The organism is Paludibacterium yongneupense DSM 18731 (genome assembly GCF_000422925.1).
Lineage (GTDB): Bacteria > Pseudomonadota > Gammaproteobacteria > Burkholderiales > Chromobacteriaceae > Paludibacterium > Paludibacterium yongneupense.
The window spans coordinates 1-18,493 of sequence record NZ_KE383957.1 but is presented as its reverse complement, the minus strand read 5'-3'; the positions used below and the strand labels follow the sequence as shown (position 1 = coordinate 18,493).

15 protein-coding genes and 1 rRNA gene are annotated in these 18,493 nt (G+C 62.5%); 7 read left to right on the top strand and 9 right to left on the bottom strand.

Annotated features, from left to right (window positions below):
• The first annotated feature begins 5 nt into the window (after positions 1-5).
• A complete protein-coding gene (locus G520_RS0114565; protein ID WP_028536284.1) occupies positions 6-1,295 on the top strand; it encodes an MgtC/SapB family protein in 1,290 nt (429 codons plus the stop codon).
• Here the strand turns inward: G520_RS0114565 and G520_RS0114560 are convergent, their stop codons facing one another.
• Entirely contained in the window at positions 1,296-2,084 is a 789-nt protein-coding gene (locus tag G520_RS0114560; RefSeq protein ID WP_036666375.1) for an alpha/beta hydrolase, read from the bottom strand.
• Here G520_RS0114560 and dsbD point away from each other — a divergent pair.
• Positions 2,083-3,906 (top strand): protein-disulfide reductase DsbD, encoded by a 1,824-nt coding sequence (gene dsbD, locus G520_RS0114555; RefSeq protein WP_246542750.1) that lies wholly within the window; start codon positions 2,083-2,085, stop codon positions 3,904-3,906. The two genes, G520_RS0114560 and dsbD, sit on opposite strands and share 2 nt — an antisense overlap.
• Before the next feature lie 19 nt (positions 3,907-3,925).
• The gene (locus G520_RS0114550) at positions 3,926-5,023 is read left to right on the top strand and encodes an AI-2E family transporter (protein ID WP_051229423.1); all 1,098 of its coding nucleotides are present in this window, start codon (positions 3,926-3,928) and stop codon (positions 5,021-5,023) included.
• 10 nt (positions 5,024-5,033) lie between these two features.
• Here the strand turns inward: G520_RS0114550 and G520_RS0114545 are convergent, their stop codons facing one another.
• Complete coding sequence (locus G520_RS0114545; RefSeq protein WP_028536280.1) at positions 5,034-6,209, bottom strand: acetyl-CoA C-acyltransferase; 1,176 nt, start codon at positions 6,207-6,209, stop codon at positions 5,034-5,036.
• Positions 6,210-6,349: 140 nt separating this feature from the next.
• On the opposite strand from G520_RS0114545, the gene G520_RS0114540 reads away from it, so the two are divergent.
• Both G520_RS0114540 and G520_RS0114535 read left to right on the top strand, forming a co-directional pair.
• Positions 6,350-7,273, top strand: coding sequence for a LysR family transcriptional regulator (locus G520_RS0114540; protein WP_028536279.1), 924 nt, complete (start codon positions 6,350-6,352; stop codon positions 7,271-7,273).
• 3 nt (positions 7,274-7,276) lie between these two features.
• The gene (locus G520_RS0114535) at positions 7,277-8,131 is read left to right on the top strand and encodes a hypothetical protein (protein WP_028536278.1); all 855 of its coding nucleotides are present in this window, start codon (positions 7,277-7,279) and stop codon (positions 8,129-8,131) included.
• Positions 8,132-8,158: 27 nt separating this feature from the next.
• Here the strand turns inward: G520_RS0114535 and G520_RS0114530 are convergent, their stop codons facing one another.
• The 4 genes from G520_RS0114530 to G520_RS0114515 form a co-directional block, all read right to left on the bottom strand.
• A complete protein-coding gene (locus tag G520_RS0114530; RefSeq protein WP_211222837.1) occupies positions 8,159-9,121 on the bottom strand; it encodes an ABC transporter permease in 963 nt (320 codons plus the stop codon).
• A gap of 3 nt (positions 9,122-9,124) precedes the next feature.
• Positions 9,125-10,234, bottom strand: coding sequence for an ABC transporter permease (locus G520_RS0114525; RefSeq protein WP_028536276.1), 1,110 nt, complete (start codon positions 10,232-10,234; stop codon positions 9,125-9,127).
• Positions 10,231-11,760 carry an ABC transporter ATP-binding protein gene (locus G520_RS0114520; protein WP_028536275.1) on the bottom strand — a complete coding sequence of 510 codons (1,530 nt, stop codon included), beginning with the start codon at positions 11,758-11,760 and terminating at the stop codon, positions 10,231-10,233. Before G520_RS0114520 ends, G520_RS0114525 begins: the two co-directional genes overlap by 4 nt.
• 141 nt (positions 11,761-11,901) lie before the next feature.
• Entirely contained in the window at positions 11,902-12,906 is a 1,005-nt protein-coding gene (locus tag G520_RS0114515) for a BMP family lipoprotein (protein ID WP_028536274.1), read from the bottom strand.
• Positions 12,907-13,505: 599 nt separating this feature from the next.
• Here G520_RS0114515 and G520_RS0114510 point away from each other — a divergent pair.
• A complete protein-coding gene (locus G520_RS0114510; RefSeq protein WP_028536273.1) occupies positions 13,506-14,351 on the top strand; it encodes a 23S rRNA (adenine(2030)-N(6))-methyltransferase RlmJ in 846 nt (281 codons plus the stop codon).
• 29 nt (positions 14,352-14,380) lie between these two features.
• On the opposite strand, the gene cysN is transcribed toward G520_RS0114510, so the two are convergent.
• Positions 14,381-15,817, bottom strand: coding sequence for a sulfate adenylyltransferase subunit CysN (gene cysN / locus G520_RS0114505; RefSeq protein ID WP_028536272.1), 1,437 nt, complete (start codon positions 15,815-15,817; stop codon positions 14,381-14,383).
• A 33-nt stretch (positions 15,818-15,850) separates the two neighbouring features.
• A complete protein-coding gene (gene cysD / locus G520_RS0114500; protein WP_028536271.1) occupies positions 15,851-16,765 on the bottom strand; it encodes a sulfate adenylyltransferase subunit CysD in 915 nt (304 codons plus the stop codon).
• Positions 16,766-17,095: 330 nt separating this feature from the next.
• On the opposite strand from cysD, the gene G520_RS0114495 reads away from it, so the two are divergent.
• Complete coding sequence (locus tag G520_RS0114495; protein WP_084637655.1) at positions 17,096-17,536, top strand: DUF3757 domain-containing protein; 441 nt, start codon at positions 17,096-17,098, stop codon at positions 17,534-17,536.
• Positions 17,537-18,241: 705 nt separating this feature from the next.
• On the opposite strand, the gene rrf is transcribed toward G520_RS0114495, so the two are convergent.
• Positions 18,242-18,356 (bottom strand): 5S ribosomal RNA (gene rrf / locus G520_RS0114490).
• Between the last annotated feature and the right edge of the window lie 137 nt (positions 18,357-18,493).

Sequence of the window (18,493 nt, the reverse complement as noted above, 5' to 3'; positions counted from 1 at the left end):
ACGCCATGGGAGGATTCAACCTGTCGAGCTGGCTCGCAGTCCACGGCACGCCGTTCGAGTCCCTCCCCCTTTTGCTGACCAGCCTGGGCATCGGCCTGCTGATCGGGGTCGAGCGCGAGCGCAAGCGGCATGTGCTGGCGGGCATACGCACCATCCCCCTGATTGCCCTGCTCGGCACCTTGTGCACCCTGATCGCCCGATCCGCCGGCGCGCCATACATGCCGCTCGGCGGCCTGCTGGCCGTGGTCGCACTCGGCTTCCTGCCCAATGGCAACAGCGAAAGCGGCGACAGCCAGAGCGACCCGCGCACCACGACGCTGGTCGCGGCCCTGGTCGCGTACGCGCTCGGCGTCCTGACGGCCTACGGCTACTCCGAGCTCGCCGTCGCCGGGGCCATCCTGACCACCAGCCTGCTCTACCTCAAGCCCGAGCTGTCCGGGCTGTCCAATCGACTCGAGCGGCGCGACCTCTACTCGCTGCTGCAATTCGCCGCCCTGTCGCTGATCGTGCTGCCGGTGCTCCCCAATCGCAGTTTCGGCCCCTATCTGGCATTCAATCCGCACCAGATCTGGCTGATGGTGGTTCTCGTGGCCGGCATCGGCCTCAGCGGCTACCTGCTCGAAAAAATCATCGGCGAGCGCGTCAACGGCCCCTTGCTCGGCCTGTTGGGGGGCCTGGTGTCCTCGACCGCGACCAGCCTCGTCTATTCGCGCGAGGCGAGCGCCAACCCGGCCTCCATCCCGTTCGCAAGCCAGGTGATCCGGGTCGCCAATCTGGTCCTGTTGCTTCGCCTGACGCTGCTGGCGCTGGTGGTGGCCCCCGCGGCGCTACCCAAAGTCGCGCTCGCCATGCTGCCGGCGCTGGCTATCGGCCTCGTGCCTATGGTCGTCGCACGCAACAACAACAAGGAACAGCGCCCCGAACTCGCCCTCGGCAACCCGACCGAGCTCAAGCTTGCGCTCGGCTTCGGGGTGATCTTCGCTGCGGTGCTATTCTGTTCGGCCTGGCTCGGCACCGAATTCGGCAACAAGGGGGTCTACGCGGTGGCAGTGATTTCCGGCGTCAACGAAGTCGACGCCATCACCTTGTCGGCGATGAACCTGTTCAATCAGCACAGGATGGATATCAACGGACTGGTGGCGACGCTGGCACTGGCTGTGGGATCCAACACACTGTTCAAGTTCGGCCTGATCGCGACCATAGGCGGACGCGACCTCGCCCTGCGCTGCCTGCCGACGTTCGCGACCACGCTCATCGGTCTGGCCGGCAGCTATGTCGCCCTGTTGAGCCTGTGATCAGGCAAACGCATCGATCAGCTGCAGTATCCGCTCCGCCGTCGCCAGCGGCCGCTCCAGAGGATACAGATGCGTGCCCGGCATCTGCTCGATGTGCATGCCGAAGTCCACGCGCAGATGCTCGAGGTCGCTTCCGGCGAGCAGATGCGATTCGGCCGCGGCCAGAAACACCGTCGGTACGGCGAGGCGGCCCCGGTAGCGCGGATAGTCGTGCGGCAACGTTCTGAAGATCCGGTACTCGACCTCGGGCCGGAACAGCAGCCGTCGTCCTCCGTCGCCGTTGTCCTGGGTGCCGTACAAGGCATAGTCGGACAGGCAGTCGGGGTCAAAGCGCTGGAACAGGATCTTGCGCGCGAAATAATCGCGCGCCATCGCCACCGATGCCCAATTGTCGCGACGGCGCAGGGTATTGCCGCCCGGAGTCAGCCGGTCGATAAAGCCCAGTTTCTTCGCCAGCCAGATCATACCGAGCCGGTGCGAAGACAGCAGCGGCGAATCGAGTATGATCAAACCCCGAAAAAGCTCCGGCCGCGCGATAGCCGCGTAAAATAACAGCACGCCGCCGAGCGAATGCCCGACCCCGACCACGGCAACGCCGCGCGCCTCGATGGCCGCCAGTGTCTCGCGCACCAGATGCGGCCAACAATCGGTAACGGGATAGGCTGGGTTGTGGCCAATGCGCTCGATATGGCCGAGATCGTGCCGTTCGGCCAGCGGCCCCAGCATTTTTCGGTAGACACCGGCGGGAAAACCGTTAGCATGAGCGAAATGTACAGGCAATCTGGTCATGGATCAGGCCTTGCTCGGACGGACGATTCATAATAACCGAAGCCAGCCGGTCTTGATTCACGAAAACTTGCGCGATGAACCGTTAACAGGACAGAACGACATCAACCCCATGCCGCGAATCGCCACGACATCGTTCAAACGTATCTTTACCACGCTATGGCTGATTTTGGGCTTGTACCCGATTTTTACCCACGCCCTTGACCCGAACGATCTGCTCGCACCCGAGAAAGCCTTCGCGGCGAGCTATTCGCGCCAGGCCGGCGAGGTGGTGATCCTTCTCGACGTCGCCCCCGGCTACTACGTCTACCGCGACCGCATCCGGCTGAGCAGCACCCCCGACCACCTGCTGCGCACTCCCGACATTCCGCCGGGCAAGATCAAGCACGACCCCTATTTCGGCAAGCAGGCCATACTCACCGGAGAGAACCGGATCCGGGTGCCCCTCTCCCCCGCGGCGCCGCCGCGTTTTCAGCTGCAGTTCAAACTGCAGGGCTGCGCCGAAGCCGGCGTCTGTTACCCGCCCTATACGCATCACCTGGCCATCGGGTCCCGCCCGGGCGACGGTTGGCTGCGCAGCGCGGCCGACACCCGCCCCGCCCCGCCGCCGGCACCGCCCTCCGTCCCCGTCTCCCGGCTGACCGCGCTCGCCGGATTTTTCCTGGCCGGCCTCGGCATGGCGGCGACCGCCTGCCTCTACCCGCTGCTGCCCATCGTGTCCTCGCTGATCGCGGGGCAGGGCGCGGCATTGACGCGCGCCCGCGGCTTCCTGCTGGCGTTGGCCTATGTACAGGGGCTGGCGCTCAGCTACACCGTCGTCGGCGTCGTCGCCGGCAGCACAGGCAGTCTGCTGACCGTATGGTTACAACAGGCCCCGATCGTGCTGGCCGCAAGCCTGCTGATGATCGTCCTCGGTCTGTCCATGTTCGACATCGTCACGCTGCAACTGCCCGCTGCGCTGCAATCGCGGCTGGCGGCACGCACCAACCGGCTCAGCGGCGGCCGGCTGGCGACGGTATTCGCCATGGGCGCACTTTCGGCACTGATCATCGGCCCCTGTGTCGCACCGCCGCTGGTGGTGGCACTCGCTTATATCGGCAGCCTGGGGTCGCCCGGCTTCGGCGCCGCAGCCCTGTACAGCATGGCCATGGGCATCGGCTTGCCGCTGCTGCTGATCGGCGGGTTCGGCGGGCACATCCTGCCGCGCGCAGGGAACTGGATGAACACGGTCAAGGCCGTGTTCGGCTTCGTCATGTTCGGACTCGCGATCCGGCTGGCCGCGCCCTTCATGCCGTACTGGGCCGTCACCCTGGCATGGGCGACTCTGCTGATCGCCGCCGCCGTCACCCTTTACCGTCGCCACGGCCGCGGCCCGCGCCCCCTGATCGCCCGCGCCCTGGCCCTGATTCTCCTGCTGGCCGCCGCGGGCGCGGTCGGAGTCCAGTGGCGGACGCAAACGCTTGCCGCCCGCGCAGTGCAGGCCTTTACTCCGGTCCGCAGCAGCGCCGAACTGGACCGGGCAGTCGCCGCGGCACGCGGACGCCCGGTATTGCTCGACATCTATGCCGACTGGTGCGTCGCGTGCAAGGAGATGGAAGCGGAAACCTTCCCCGACCCCGCCGTGGCCTCCCGCCTCGCCGCTTTCGTCCTGCTGCGCGCCGACGTCACCGCGAACGATCCGGCCGCCCGGGATTTACTGCGGCGCTTCGGGCTGTACGGCCCCCCTGCCATCATCCTGTTCGACCGGAACGGACGCGAAGCAGACCGCGTGATCGGCTTCATGCCCGCGGCTCCGTTCCAAGACCATTTGTCTGCGCTACGCTGACATACACGACAAGGCCACCATGAGCACCGAAGACCTGAGGCAAAAATTGACCGGCATGAGCGTGATGGCGGTATTCCGTATCGCGGTACTGTCCCTGCTGGTGCTGGCCTGCGTCAAGATCATCCTGCCCTTTCTCGGAGCGCTGATCTGGGCCATCATCATCGCGATTTCCACTTGGCCGGCGTTCAATCTGCTGTCGGACCGCATCGGGCAGCGGCGCAAGCTGGCGGCGGCGATCCTGGTCTGCCTGATGCTGATCGCGCTGGCCGTCCCGATCAGCCTGATGATTCTGTCCCTGGTCGATTTTCTGCCGCAGTTATCGGCGTTTACCCGCGATTTGTCCGGGCTCTCCTTACCGGATGCCCCTGGCTGGGTGGATTCCATTCCCGTCCTGGGCCCCGCCACGACCCAATTGTGGAAAACCGCACAAAGCGACCTTCCCAGCATGCTGGACAAGTTGCGCCCGGCACTCAACGAAGGCGCGATATGGTCCTTGTCGCATGTTGCGCAGCTGGGCCTGAGCCTGCTCGAGATCGTCCTCGCCATCGTCGTCTCCGGCGTCCTGCTCTATAACGGCGAGGCGGCCTGGTACGGAGCGGAAAGAACCATCGTCAAACTCGGCGGCGCCCCGGCGATCGATTTGCCTGAAGTCGTGGCGCGAACCGTACGCAGCGTCACCACCGGCGTGGTCGGGACGGCGCTCGCACAGACCCTGCTATGTGTGGCGGGGCTGTGGATAGCCGGCGTGCCTGGCTCCCTGGTTCTGGGTTTCCTCTGTTTCATGCTGGCGGTCGCGCAGATGCCGACGCTGATCGTCTGGCTGCCGGGCGCAGCCTGGGTGTTTTACATGGGCAACACGGGCCGCGCCGCGTTTCTTGTGTTATGGGGCTTTTTGCTGGTCAATACGATCGATAACTTCCTCAAACCGATGCTGATCAGCCAGGGGGCGAAACTTCCCCTGTCGCTGATCTTCCTCGGCGTGATCGGCGGCCTGATTGCCTGGGGGGTAATCGGGCTGTTCATCGGCCCGACTCTGCTGGCAGTGGCCTATACCCTGTTCCGGCACTGGCTGGAAGGCGAATATGCGGTAAAACCGGTCGAACGCGACCCGCAATAGCCGCGGACTGCTACAGCGTTTCGAGCGCCACCGCCGTCGCCTCGCCGCCGCCGATGCACAGGCTGGCGACGCCGCGCCGACCGCCGCCTTGCAGCAGTATCGCGAGCAGCGTAACCAGGATGCGTGCACCCGATGCCCCGATCGGATGCCCGAGTGCGCACGCCCCGCCATTGCGGTTGACTCGCGCCGCATCGAGCCCCAGATCGCGAATGGCGGCCATGACCACCACGGCGAACGCCTCGTTGATCTCGAAGCAATCGACGTCTTCGCGGCGCCAGCCTATGCGTTTGAAAAGGCGGATGATCGCTCCAACCGGGGCCGTGGTGAAACGGGATGGCTCCTGCGCGAAGGTGGCGTGGCCGATGACCCGCGCGAGCGGCGTCGCCCCCAGTCGGCGTGCCGTCGACTCCAGTGTCAGAACCAGCGCCGCCGCACCGTCGGCGATCGAGCTCGAATTGGCGGCAGTGATGCTGCCACCAGGTCGGAAGGCCGGCTTGAGCATGGGGATTTTCTCGGCCCGCGCACGGCGCGGCCCCTCGTCGCTGTCGATGAGAATTCCGTTCGCCCCCTGCACGGCAACGACCTCGCGCTTGAAATCTCCCTCGCGCGTCGCACGCTGGGCACGCTCCAGCGACTGCAGCGCGTAATCGTCCTGCTCGCTGCGCTCGAAGCCGTACTCTGCGGCACAGTCCTCGGCGAACACGCCCATCGCGGTGCCGTGCCGGTAGGCGTCTTCCAGCCCATCGAGCAGCATGTGATCCTTGAGCTCACCGTGGCCGAAGCGCATGCCTTGCCGCATCCGCGGCAACAGATACGGCGCCTGGCTCATGCTTTCCATACCGCCAGCCACGATCAGCTCGGCCGAGCCGGCCAGAATCTGATCATGCGCCAGCATCACCGCCTTCATGCCGGATCCGCACATTTTGTTCAGGGTGCTGGCGCCGGCCGTCACAGGCAGCCCTGCCCGGAACGCCGCCTGCCGCGCGGGGGCCTGCCCCTGCCCGGCCGCCAGCACGCAGCCCATGATCACCTCATCGACCTGGTGCGGAGCCAGACCGGCTCCGGCCACCGCCGCACGGATGGCAGCGGCCCCCAGTGCGCTGGCGCTGACGTCCGCCAGTTCGCCCAGAAAACCGCCGATCGGGGTGCGCGCCATTCCGGCGATGACAATCGAATCATAGTGCATAGTGACTCCCAGGCGGTCGCTTCGTCACATGATTGTAGTCAAGTGCGCGGGCAATGCCACCGCCATCACGACCAGCTGCTGCGGTAGGCGAATGCAGGTAGAATCAGGCATCTCCGCAGCGTCATGATCCCGTTCAGTCCATGAATATCACCTTACGCCAGCTCCGGGTCTTTATCGCCGTCGCTCGCCAGCGCAGCTTCAGCCGCGCCGGCGACGCGATAGGCCTGAGTCAGCCCGCCGTCAGCCATGCCATCCGCGAGCTGGAAAGCGAGTTGCGCCTGAAGCTCATCGACCGCACCACGCGCGACATGGCGCTGACCGAGGCCGGTGCGGCACTGGCAGTCGCACTGGCTAGGCAGCTGGAAGAGCTGGATGCCACACTCGTCGAAGCGCGCTCGCAGGGAGAACAGCGCCATGGCAAAGTCAGGGTAGCCTCCAGCCCCACGCTGTCCGCGCATCTGATGCCGGCCTGCATCGAGGAAAGCCGACGCCGCTACCCCCAGGTCACTCTGATCCTGCGCGACCAGGTGCAAAACCTGGTTCTGGCCGGCATCCGCAACGGCGAAGTCGATTTCGGCGTCATCGTCGATCCGCTCGATGCCGACGATCTGTACTGCGAACCCATACGCCACGAGCCGTTCTATCTGGTGTGCCGCGATGATCACCCCCTGGCGGCACAGCCCTGTGTCGCATGGACCGCGCTCGAGCAACAGCGCCTGGTCATGCTCGACTACGCTTCAGGCAGCCGCCCGCTGATCGATCGGGCATTGCAACAGCAGCACGTTCGCGGCGATGTCGTGCAGGAGCTCGGGCATCTGACCACGGTCTATCGCATGATAGAAGCCGGCATCGGCATCAGCGTGGTTCCCGAGATGGCGCTGCCGTCAGCGGACAATGCGCGCCTAGCCTCCCGGCCGCTGACGCCTCCGATCGAACGCACCATCATGCTTGCGCGGCGACGCCATCGCTCGCTATCGCCTCAAGCGACGGCGATCTGGTCAGTCATTGGCGAGCTCGCGTGCGGCCGGCGTGATACCATCGGCGGCTGTCGTCTGTCTGGATAATGCATGAAGATACCGTTTTTCCTGTTTTGCGCCGTGGTCCCGCTGCTGACCCAGGCCGCCACGCTCGCCGATCGCCTCGGCGACGCAGGGATGTGGCGCGCGATGGACTGGGCGCATGCCTCCGCCAGTCCCGTCTGGAACGAGCATTCCTGGGTCGACTACCTGGGTGAACAGCCCGGCAACGAGCATCGCAGCCGGATACAGAGAGTCATGCTGGCCGGCGGCGAATGGCACGCCATTCTGTCGCAGCAGGGTCCTGAGGCACGACTGACCCTGTATACGACGCAGGATGACGCGACCCGCAATCAGTGCCACGCCCTGTATCAGTGGGGGCTGCAACACTTCGGAGCACCGGCGCGCACCACGGATGCAAGCTATCGGCTTGCCGGCCGTCCGCTGCATATCGACAAGCATGTGCAATGGGACCTGGGGCAGACGCGCGTCACCGAAGACTGCCAGGGGCAGCAGGAGAACCGTTTCCAGTTCGTGATCGCGACGCTGCACTTCGACTCCGGCCGGGCGCCGAGCGAGCTGCAGGCCTTGCAATCCTGGCGCTGCAGCAGGCAGCTGCGCACGGCGGGGAGCCATGCGGCACACCCGCTCAACGAGATGAGCGTCATTGTCGATGCCGGCGCCAACACCCTGCGACGCAGCGACAATGTTCCAATCCGCACCCGCAACCTGACGCTGGTGGGCGACCCGATCCGCTTCAGCCTGCAACAGGGCGACACCGTCAACGATTACCGCATCGAAAAAACGACCGGAGCGCTGGAAGGAACGTTATGGCAGCATGGGGCGCAGCAAGCCGAAGTCAGCGGACAATGCCATCAGCAAAGCGTGACCCCGGCCCAGCCCTGACCCGGGGCGGCAGGCCCCGGGCGGACTTCAGCGCGATTTGACGAAAGGAATGCCGACCGCTTTCGGCGCCGTCGAACGGCCGACGAAACCCGCCAGCAACAACACGGTCAGCACGTAGGGGATGACGGCGATGAATTGCGACGGGATAGCACCGACAAACGGGAGTTCGACGCCCTCGAGACGGATCTGCACGGCATCGGCAAAGGCGAACAGCAAGCAGCCTATCATGGCAGGAACCGGGCGCCACTTGCCGAAGATCAGCGCCGCCAGTGCCAGGTACCCCTTGCCGGCCGTCATTTCCTTGATGAAGCTGCCGGTCTGGTAGACCGACAGAAAAGTCCCCGCCATCCCGCACAGCACACCGTTCCAGAACAAGGCGATGTAACGTACGCGCGCGACCGAAATCCCGGCCGTATCGGCCGCATGCGGGTTTTCGCCCATGGAGCGCAAGCGCAGGCCGAAGCGGCTCTTGAATACGAACCACGAAACCAGCGGAATGATCAGCACCGTCATATAGACCAGGATCGAATGCCCTGAAATCAAACCGCTGTAGACCGGGCCGATCACGGGCACGTTGCGCAGCGTATCGACGAAGGGCAGTGCGATTTCTGCAAAGCGTGCCTCATCCGGCAGCGGCGGAGTGTTGCCGCCCTGCTGGAACCAGGCCAGCGCCAGCACGGGCGTGATCCCGGAGGCGATGGTATTGATCGCCATCCCGGAAATCAGCTGATTGCCGTTATAGGTCACTGACACGAACGCATGCAGCATGGAAAACATCACCGCTGCCGCCACCCCGGCCATCAAACCCAGCCAGGGACTGCCCGTGACATAGGCCGCGGCGGCGCTGGCAAAAGCCGCGATCAACATCTTGCCTTCCAGGCCGATATCAACCACGCCGGAACGCTCGGAAAACAGGCCGGCCAGCGCAGCCAGCGTCAACGGCGTCGCCACGCGAACCGTCGAATCAAGAGTACTGATCAGGAGTTCCATCAGTTATTTCCTCTGGGTGAAACGAGCGAACAGACTGGCCAGAAAGGGCTCGAACAAGTTTTCCAGCGCTCCGCAGAACAGAATGATCAGACCTTCGATCAGAAGAATCATCTCGCGGGTAATGACCGGCTTGTCCAGCGACAGCTCGAGCCCGCCTTGAGTCAGCGCACCGAACAACAACGCGGACAGCAGGATCCCGACCGGATGGTTGCGCCCCATCAGCGCCACGGCAATGCCGACGAAACCGATGCCGTTGGTAAATCCGACATTCATCCGATGCGTCGACCCCAGCAGATCGTTGACGGCCGACAGTCCGGACAAGGCACCCGAAACGCACATGGCGACGATGATGACGGTACTGACGCCGATCCCGGCGTAGCGGGCCGCGTGCTCGTTGCTGCCCGCCGTGCGCAGCTCGAAGCCCCAGCGACTATGCCAGACCACCAGGTAAAACAGCACGCAGGCCAGCAGAGCGACCAGAAAGGAGGCGTTCAGCGGCGTGGGCGGAATGGTGAGCCCGATGGCCGCCAGCATGTCGCTCATGGCCGGCATCCAGGCGTTATGACCGAACTCCCGGGTCGTCGGGTTTTGCGAACCCGGTTCGATCAGATGATGGCTGATCAGGTACAACATCAACGAATAGGCGATGAAGTTGAACATGATCGTGGTCACCACGATATGGCTGCCACGCTTTGCCTGCAACCAGGCGGGGATCAGGGCCCAGCCCGCGCCGAACAGCATGGCGCCGATCAGGCACAGCGGCATCAGTATCCAGAACGGCAACACGTGGTCGAAGGAGAGGACGACCAGCGTCACGCCCAGCCCGCCCAGATAGGCTTGCCCCTCGCCACCGATATTGAACAGGCCGGCATGTGCGGCCGTCGCGACCGCCAGGCCGACAAAGATGAAGCCCGTCGTGTAAAACAGCGTATAGCCGATGCCTTCGCCGTAGCCCAAAGCCCCCACAACCAGCAGGTGCAGGCATTCCAGCGGATTCTCGCCTATCAGCCAGGTCACGAGCCCGGTCACAAGCAAAGCGGCGCTGAGGTTGAGTACCGGCAGCAGGGTCAGTTGTGCCCAGCGCGGCAAGGTGGAAGGTTGTCCGAATTTCACTGTTTGTTTCCCCCGCCCATAAGCAGGCCAAGTTCCGTCGTCGTCGCCGCATTGCCGGCGACTTCACCCGTGATCTGGCCGCAGGCCATCACGAGAATGCGATCGGACAGCGACATGATTTCTTCCAGCTCGACCGAAACGAGCAGGATCGCCTTGCCCGCGTCGCGCAGTTCGACCAGGCGTTTGTGGATGAATTCGATTGCACCGATGTCCACGCCGCGGGTCGGTTGCCCTACCAGCAGCAGATCGGGATTGGCGAATATTTCGCGCGCCAGCACCACTTTCTGCTGGTTGCCGCCCGACAACAGCCCGGCACGCAGCATCGGGTCGCCCGGGCGAATGTCGAACTGCTCGATCAGGGTACGGGTACGGGCGATCAGCGCGCGCCGGTTGTACATCGTCCCCCGCATCAGCCGCGGATCGTCCTGATAACCGAGGATTGCATTTTCAAACATCGGAAAGGCCTTGACCAGACCTTCGCGCGAACGATCTTCCGGCACATGGGCGATGCCGAGCCGGCGCAAGGCCTTGGCCTTGGGTTCGCGCGACTTCAGGTGGGTAATCGACTGCCCCTTGTATTCGACTTCGCCGCTTGTGGGCTCCAGCATGCCGGCCAGTACCTGCATCAGCTCGGACTGCCCGTTGCCGGCTACGCCGGCGATGCCCACGATCTCGCCCGCACGCAGGGAAAAGCCGATATCCTGCAGCAACTTGACGCCACGATGATCGACCAGACCCAGATTCTTCACATCGAGCACCACTTCGCCCGGCTCGCGATCGGCCTTGTCGACCTTGAGATTCACTTTGCGCCCCACCATCAGGTCGGCCAGCTTCTCGCGGTCGACGTCGGAGGTGCGCACATTGCCGACCACGGTGCCCGCTCGCATCACGGTCACCGCGTCGGTGATATCGATCACTTCGCGCAATTTGTGCGTGATCAGGATCACGGTCTTGCCCTGCTCGCGCAAGGTCCGCAGGATACGGAACAAATGATCCGCTTCCTGTGGCGTCAGTACGGCGGTCGGTTCGTCCAGAATCAGGACTTCGGCTCCGCGGAACAAGGCCTTGAGGATTTCGACGCGTTGCTGCAAGCCGACGCCCAGCGTTCCGACCACCGCGTCGGGGTCGACATCGAGTCCATATTCCGTGTTCAGTTTCAACAAGTGGTCGCGTGCGCTGGACAGACCTTTCTTGAGCACGAAGCCGCCTTCGGCCCCCAGGATGATGTTCTCCAGCACAGTGAAGGTATCGACAAGCATGAAATGCTGGTGCACCATGCCGATACCCAAACGAATTGCTTCCTGGCTATTTGAAATGCGCGCGTCCTTGCCATTGACACGGATCTGGCCGCTATCGGCCTGGTAATAGCCATAAAGAATGCTCATCAGCGTGGATTTGCCAGCGCCATTTTCGCCGATGACCCCATGAATGGATCCCTTGGCGATGCGCATTTCGACGTCGCGATTGGCTTTCACCGCGCCGAAGCTTTTGCTGATGCCGATCAGTTCGATGGCAAAGTCGGTCATACTCGATAATTCCCCGGTTCAGATATGGCTCTGCCCCGAAACAGGAGCGTCTGCGACGCCTCAAGCCTCCGGCAGACACGCCGGCGCCCGCGCCAGCGTGTCCATCGGACGGTTCCGTCAGATTCAGTCTTGCCCAGACGATCACATTACCGGGCAGCTGTTGTTGGCACGGTAGTCGACCACCTTGATTTTGCCAGCGATGATGGCTTTACGCGCTTCAGTGATGCGCTTTTCCATGTCCGGCGTGATCAGAGCGCGGTTATCCGCATCCAGAGCCCAGTCGACGCCGTTTTCTTTCAGACCGAGGTATTTCACGCCCGGTTTCCAGCTGCCGTCCTTAGCCGTCTTGAATGCCTCGTAAACCGCATTGTCGACGCGCTTGACCATGGAGGTCAGCACCGAACCCGGATGCAGGTGGTTCTGGTTGCTGTCGACGCCGATCGAGAACTTGCCGGATGACTTGGCTTGCTGCATGACTCCCAGCCCGGTACCGCCCGCTGCGGCGAACACCACATCCACGCCGCGATCGAACTGGCTCTTGGCCAGTTCGGTGCCGCGTGCAGGATCGTTGAACGCGGTCGGAGTGGTGCCCGTCATGTTCTGGATGACCTTATCGTTCTTGTTGACGTATTTGACGCCCTGAACGTAGCCACAGCCGAAGGCGCGGATCAGAGGAACGTCCATGCCGCCGATAAAGCCGACGGTATTGGTCTTGGTCTTCATCGCCGCGGCCATGCCGACCAGGAATGAGCCTTCCTGTTCACGGAACAGGATGCTCTGGACGTTGGGTCCCTTGGCGACCGAGTCGATGATGACGAATTTGACTTTGGGGAATTCGCGGGCAACCGTTTCGACGGCCTGGGTGAATGAGAAGCCGACGGCAACGATCATGTCGGCGTCTTTGCGTGCCAGATTGCGCAGGGTCTGTTCTTTCTGCGCATCCGAAGCGATTTGGCCTTCACGATAGTTCAAGTGGAAATCACTCTTGAAATGTTCCGCGCCCTTGTACGCCATTTCATTGAAGCTCTTGTCGAATTTGCCCGCCTGGTCGTAGACAACGGCCGGAGCGAAGTCTTTGGCAAAGGCGGACGAAGCCATGAGTGCGGCAACGACAGCGACACCTGCACTTTTCAGTTCGATTTTCATCTCTGTTAACTCGTATCGTTCTAGTGGTGGGAAATACGCTGGCCGGCAGGCAAAGGCCCGGCCGCCCCGCGCATCGACAAAAACTTCAAAGCACACCCGTAAACCGGAAAAACCGGCCCCGCCGCGGCCTTCCGGCCGTCAGCGCCAGGCTGCGCCGCTCCATTATCCGCCTCTACGGCAAATTCGACATCTGCGGCGCCATCAAAGCGCCGCATTGTGAAGCCCTTCCCACGTCCTGTAAACCTTCGATCTGAAGAGTTTACGGATTCCTGACACTAACTCGCCGGCCATCGGCCTGCAAGGCAGCGCTGATGCTCCCTTGCACGCTGCATTTTCGCCTGCACCGATTAGGCTGACAAGAAAAAAATCTTCACATAAAGATAAAGTAAATTTCAGATGATTCGTTTGACGCAAGTCAGCCACACACCTAGCGAAAAAACGAAAGGCGCAAGCGAAAGCGGAGGCAGAATCGCAGACCGGGGCCAGAACCGGACGATGGGCACAAGCAAAATATGCGCCATCCATGATACGTCGTGCACGCACTGACGGCGTAGGCCGCATCCGCTACAATAGCGGGCTGAATACGAAGAAACACCGCCATGCTCAGCTACCGTCATGCTTTTCACGCCGGCAACCACGCCGATGTCCTCAAACACTGCATAGAAATCGCACTACTGGATTATCTCGGGCAGAAGGACACACCGTTCTGGTATATCGACACTCATGCCGGCGCCGGCGTTTACGCATTGGAAGACGCCTACGCATCGAAGAACGGGGAATATCGTACCGGCATCGGCCGACTGTGGGAGCGCGATGACCTGCCCGCGGCATTGAAACGCTATGTGGAAATCGTCAGGGAACTGAATCCGGATGGAAAACTGCGCTACTACCCGGGCTCGCCGTATTGCGCAGACCGCGCGATGCCGGCGCAGGGCAAGTTGCGCCTGTTCGAACTGCACCCGAGCGACAGCCGCTTGTTGCAAGCCAATTTCGAAGAGGCCGGCCGACGTGCGCAGATCAGGGCAGGCGATGGCTTTGAGGGCATAAAGGCCATTCTCCCGCCTCCGCCCCGGCGCGGCCTGATCCTGATCGACCCGCCCTATGAAGACAAACGCGACTACCAGCACGTGGTCGTCGCGCTGAAAGAAGGGTTAAAACGGTTTGCCACCGGCGTTTATGCGGTCTGGTATCCGTTGCTGCAACGCGCCGAAGCCAAAGAGTTGCCGCAGCAGCTGAAAAAGCTTCCGGTCGATAGCTGGCTCGACGTTACGCTGAGCGTTCAGTCGCCGTCGAACGACGGTTTTGGCATGCACGGCAGCGGCATGTTCATCGTCAACCCGCCGTGGACGCTGGCCGACACCCTGCAGAACACCCTCCCCTGGCTCAGCGCCGCGCTGGCGCAGGACGATGGAGCACGCTACACCCTGGAGTCCCGCAGCCGCTGAGCATCCCGCCCGCACTCGCGGGCGGAAATTCAACGCGGCAGCAGATCGCGGATATCCCGCGCTTCCCAATGCGGAAAATGCTTGCGCACCAGTGCGTTGAACTCGGTTTCGAAGGCCAGCCAGCGGGCAGCGCCATCTTCCGCGACGTCAGGCTCGCCATATCGCGCCGATACGATCATGCCTGCGCCGGCCGTCGCATTGCTCATGCGATCGATGACGATAAAGCTACCCGTAACGCGGCAGGCAGAATAGGCATCGAAAGCGAGCGGCGCATCCAGGCGGACCTGGACATGCCCGATTTCGTTCAGGCGCAGCACATCGCAGGCGATCTCCTCGCCGCTATTGACGTCGCTGCGGTAGTCGATTTTTTCGACCCGGCCCGGAATGACGCGGCCGGCCAGTTTGAACAGGTACTCGCGCCCGGGTATCAGGGCCGTTTCGTCCATCCATACGAGCTTGGCATCGAATGCGGCAGCCACCTGTGGCGCCGCTGCGCCCCCCTGCACCAGCACGTCGCCGCGCGAAATGTCGATTTCGTCTTCCAGCGTCAGGGTGATCGCCTGGCCGGCATGCGCGAGAGGCAAATCGCCATCGGCCGTCACGATCGCACGCACCCGGCTTTTTTTGCCGGACGGCAGGACTGTCACCGCGTCGCCGGGCCGGATGCGGCCGGCAGCCACCGTACCGGCGAATCCCCGGAAATCGAGGTTGGGGCGATTGACGTACTGCACCGGGAAGCGGAATGCATCCAGCCGCGCCGTCGCAGACAGCTCGACGGCCTCCAGACTCTGCATCAGGGTCTCCCCCTCATACCAGGGCATGCGCGTGCTGGGTTTGACCACATTGTCGCCGCGCAGGGCCGAGACCGGCACAAAGGCGATCGATTCGATATCCAGGCGGCGCCCCAACTCGGTGTACTGTTCGCAGATAGCGTCATAGACATCCTGCTGGAAATCAACCAGATCCATTTTGTTCACCGCAACCAGAACATGGCGGATCCCGAGCAGACTGACGATGAAACTGTGGCGACGCGTCTGCGTCTGCACGCCCCGGCGCGCATCGATCAGGATCACGGCCAGGTCGCAGGTCGAGGCGCCGGTCGCCATATTGCGCGTGTACTGCTCATGCCCGGGGCAGTCGGCGATGATGAACTTGCGCTTGTCGGTAGAAAAATAGCGGTACGCAACATCGATGGTGATACCCTGCTCGCGCTCGGCCTGCAAGCCGTCGACAAGCAAGGCCAGGTCGATGTCGCCATCGGTCGTATTGAATTTCTGCGAGTCGCGGCGGATCGCGGCCAGCTGGTCGTCGAAAATAAGCTTCGAGTCGTGCAGCAGGCGCCCGATCAGGGTGGACTTGCCGTCGTCCACGCTGCCGCATGTGATGAAACGCAGCAAATCCTTGTTCTCGTGCTGTTCCAGATACGCCAGGATGTCGTCGGCGATCAGTTCGGACTGGTGTGACATAGATGTGTTCCTGCTTGGTCGTCGTGCGGACGCTCAGAAATAGCCTTCAATTTTCTTTTTTTCCATCGATCCGGCCTGGTCATGGTCGATCAACCGTCCCTGGCGCTCGGACGTGGTCGTCAGCAACATTTCCTGGATGATCTCGGGCAGGGTCGCCGCTGTCGACTCCACGGCCCCGGTCAGCGGGTAACACCCCAGCGTACGGAAGCGTACATTGCGCAGCTGCGGCGTTTCGCCCTCCCCGAGCGGCATGCGCTCATCGTCGACCATGACCAGCATGCCGTCACGCTCGACCACGGGCCGGGCTGCAGCAAAATAAAGCGGAACAATCTCGATATTTTCGAGGTAGATATACTGCCAGATATCCAGTTCGGTCCAGTTGGACAGGGGGAAGACACGGATGCTCTCGCCCTTGTTGATCCTGCCGTTATACAAGTTCCACAATTCAGGGCGCTGATTCTTCGGATCCCAGCGGTGATTGCGATCGCGGAAGGAGTAGACGCGCTCTTTCGCGCGCGATTTCTCTTCATCCCGCCGCGCTCCGCCAAAGGCCGCGTCGAAACCATAGCGATCGAGCGCCTGCTTCAGCGCGGCGGTCTTCATGATGTCGGTGTGCTTGCCGCTGCCATGAACAAAGGGATTGATGCCCTCGCGCACGCCTTCCTCGTTGACATGTACGAGCAGCTTTAACCCGAGTTTTTTCACCATCTTGTCGCGAAAAGCGATCATTTCCCGAAACTTCCACGTGGTATCGACATGTAGCAGCGGAAACGGCGGTTTGCCGGGGAAAAAAGCCTTCATCGCCAGGTGCAGCATGACGGCCGAGTCCTTGCCGATCGAATACAGCATGACCGGGTTCTCGAACTCAGCCACCACCTCGCGGATGATGTGAATCGATTCGGCTTCGAGCTGCTTCAAATGAGTTTGCCGTTGCGCGTTGAGCGTCATTGCGAAAACCTATCTTGCTATCCGGGCCGCCGCGATGGCGGCGGCCAATCCATAGCGACAATCTAACGGATGGAGCGAACGCTTTCAAAACCGATTGGATATATCAATATGCACTAAATAAGATCCAAATCAGTCCATAAGGAAATACTGTATGCCCAGGCGCTTGACGGTGCCGCCGCTCTCCGGCCTTCCTATTGCAACGGCGAGTGCCGCTCATGCTGCAACATGCCGCGGCATCGGCACTCGCCGCGCTGCATTGACAGTCACCCGTCGGCATTTCATTGTAAAAACGCAATGTTTTGTAACAATGAGTGACAAAAGGAGATGTAAATGCAGAGCAGATACCGCTACTTAATGGCCGCCCTGTTGATTTCTGCCGGCGCGCAAGCCGAACCCATCGAGCACTGTCCGGCCATCGCCACCATAGACGCCTATGGTGAGGTCTATCGCGCCAAGGGCGAATGGCTAGGGATCGCCCCTGCTTCCGCTTCAGGCCCGGTCAAATCGTTTGTCGAAGCGATTTTTTACCCATCGCCCAATCATGCAGATGGCGAAGGCAAACTGGCGAAATGCAGTTATCGGCTGAACGTAGGCGTTCTCGACATGACTTTCAAGCCAGAGCGCACGCCTCTGCTCAGTCTGCATGAGCAGCAGCACTGGCAACGCAGCGATGGACCATTCGGTATCGTCTATTACCGGTGCACCGCAACCGACCCCCTGCATTGTCAGTTCCGCGAGAAGGCCCGGTCCGGTAGCCGCAAGAGCCGCTGAGACGGTTACCCGGGCCGATGCGAAGTCCGGCAAAGCGCATCGGCCCGCCCTGCCCCCCCGTGCCGCTTTGCCTCCCCGCTGACCGGACTCGCTCTGCGGCTGCTTCCAGCGTCTGTGCTGGTGGTACTGAGACGCGCAGCGGCAAGCACTCCCGGAGAGTAGGGTTCGCGGGAGTCTAGTGTCCCCGTGGGCGGTTGGGGCGTCTCGTTCGTGGAGGTTCAGGGTTCGTGGACGGGGGTGGCGTCTCGTTCGTGGGGGGCGATTGTCCGTGGCCCGACGACGAGCCGGCCTCCCGTTCGTGGGCGTTCAGGGTTCGTGGGCGGTTGCGGCGTCTCGTTCGTGGGGGGCAGTTGTCCGTGGCCCGACGACGAGCCGGCCTCCCGTCCTCCTTCGGGTGTTCAGGCGTCGACCGGGAGGCCGGCTCGCCGTCCGTTTACATCCGGCGGACGCCGGCATGACCCCGTGACGCCGGGGGCGGCAGGAGCGGGATGGCGGAGAGGGATTCGTCGTTCGACGACTGGCGAGTCGTGCATTGGCGGGGGGCTCGGCGCACGACCACCGGCCTCTGCCGGCGTGGGATGACCGTGATGGCGGGAATGTACGCAGGGGCGGAGCTGGCCGCCGGACAGGGGGATTGGGACAAGCGCGCGCAGAATGCAAAAAAGCCCGGAGAGCGGAGCTCTGCGGGCTTTTTCACGTATGGGCGTCTGGCGGTGTCCTACTTTCACACGGCGAATGCCGCACTATCATCGGCGCTAAGGTGTTTCACGGTCCTGTTCGGGATGGGAAGGGGTGGGACCACCTCGCTATGGCCGCCAGACATAAACTGGTCAAATTGCAAGAAGCCAAAATACGCGGGTTTCTGATGTGTATCTCGCGCAGACTCTGTCGCTAGGACAAAGCCTCTCAAATGATAGGATCAAGCCTCACGAGCAATTAGTATCGGTTAGCTTAACG

Coding starts and splice junctions, on each gene's coding strand:
- cysD (WP_028536271.1), bottom strand. CDS start 16,765: ATGACGCTCAACGCGCAACGGCAAACTCATTTGAAGCAGCTCGAAGCC.
- G520_RS0114535 (WP_028536278.1), top strand. CDS start 7,277: ATGAAGATACCGTTTTTCCTGTTTTGCGCCGTGGTCCCGCTGCTGACC.
- G520_RS0114520 (WP_028536275.1), bottom strand. CDS start 11,760: ATGACCGACTTTGCCATCGAACTGATCGGCATCAGCAAAAGCTTCGGC.
- dsbD (WP_246542750.1), top strand. CDS start 2,083: ATGGATCAGGCCTTGCTCGGACGGACGATTCATAATAACCGAAGCCAG.
- G520_RS0114510 (WP_028536273.1), top strand. CDS start 13,506: ATGCTCAGCTACCGTCATGCTTTTCACGCCGGCAACCACGCCGATGTC.
- cysN (WP_028536272.1), bottom strand. CDS start 15,817: ATGTCACACCAGTCCGAACTGATCGCCGACGACATCCTGGCGTATCTG.
- G520_RS0114495 (WP_084637655.1), top strand. CDS start 17,096: ATGCAGAGCAGATACCGCTACTTAATGGCCGCCCTGTTGATTTCTGCC.
- G520_RS0114565 (WP_028536284.1), top strand. CDS start 6: ATGGGAGGATTCAACCTGTCGAGCTGGCTCGCAGTCCACGGCACGCCG.
- G520_RS0114515 (WP_028536274.1), bottom strand. CDS start 12,906: ATGAAAATCGAACTGAAAAGTGCAGGTGTCGCTGTCGTTGCCGCACTC.
- G520_RS0114530 (WP_211222837.1), bottom strand. CDS start 9,121: ATGGAACTCCTGATCAGTACTCTTGATTCGACGGTTCGCGTGGCGACG.
- G520_RS0114540 (WP_028536279.1), top strand. CDS start 6,350: ATGAATATCACCTTACGCCAGCTCCGGGTCTTTATCGCCGTCGCTCGC.
- G520_RS0114545 (WP_028536280.1), bottom strand. CDS start 6,209: ATGCACTATGATTCGATTGTCATCGCCGGAATGGCGCGCACCCCGATC.
- G520_RS0114560 (WP_036666375.1), bottom strand. CDS start 2,084: ATGACCAGATTGCCTGTACATTTCGCTCATGCTAACGGTTTTCCCGCC.
- G520_RS0114550 (WP_051229423.1), top strand. CDS start 3,926: ATGAGCACCGAAGACCTGAGGCAAAAATTGACCGGCATGAGCGTGATG.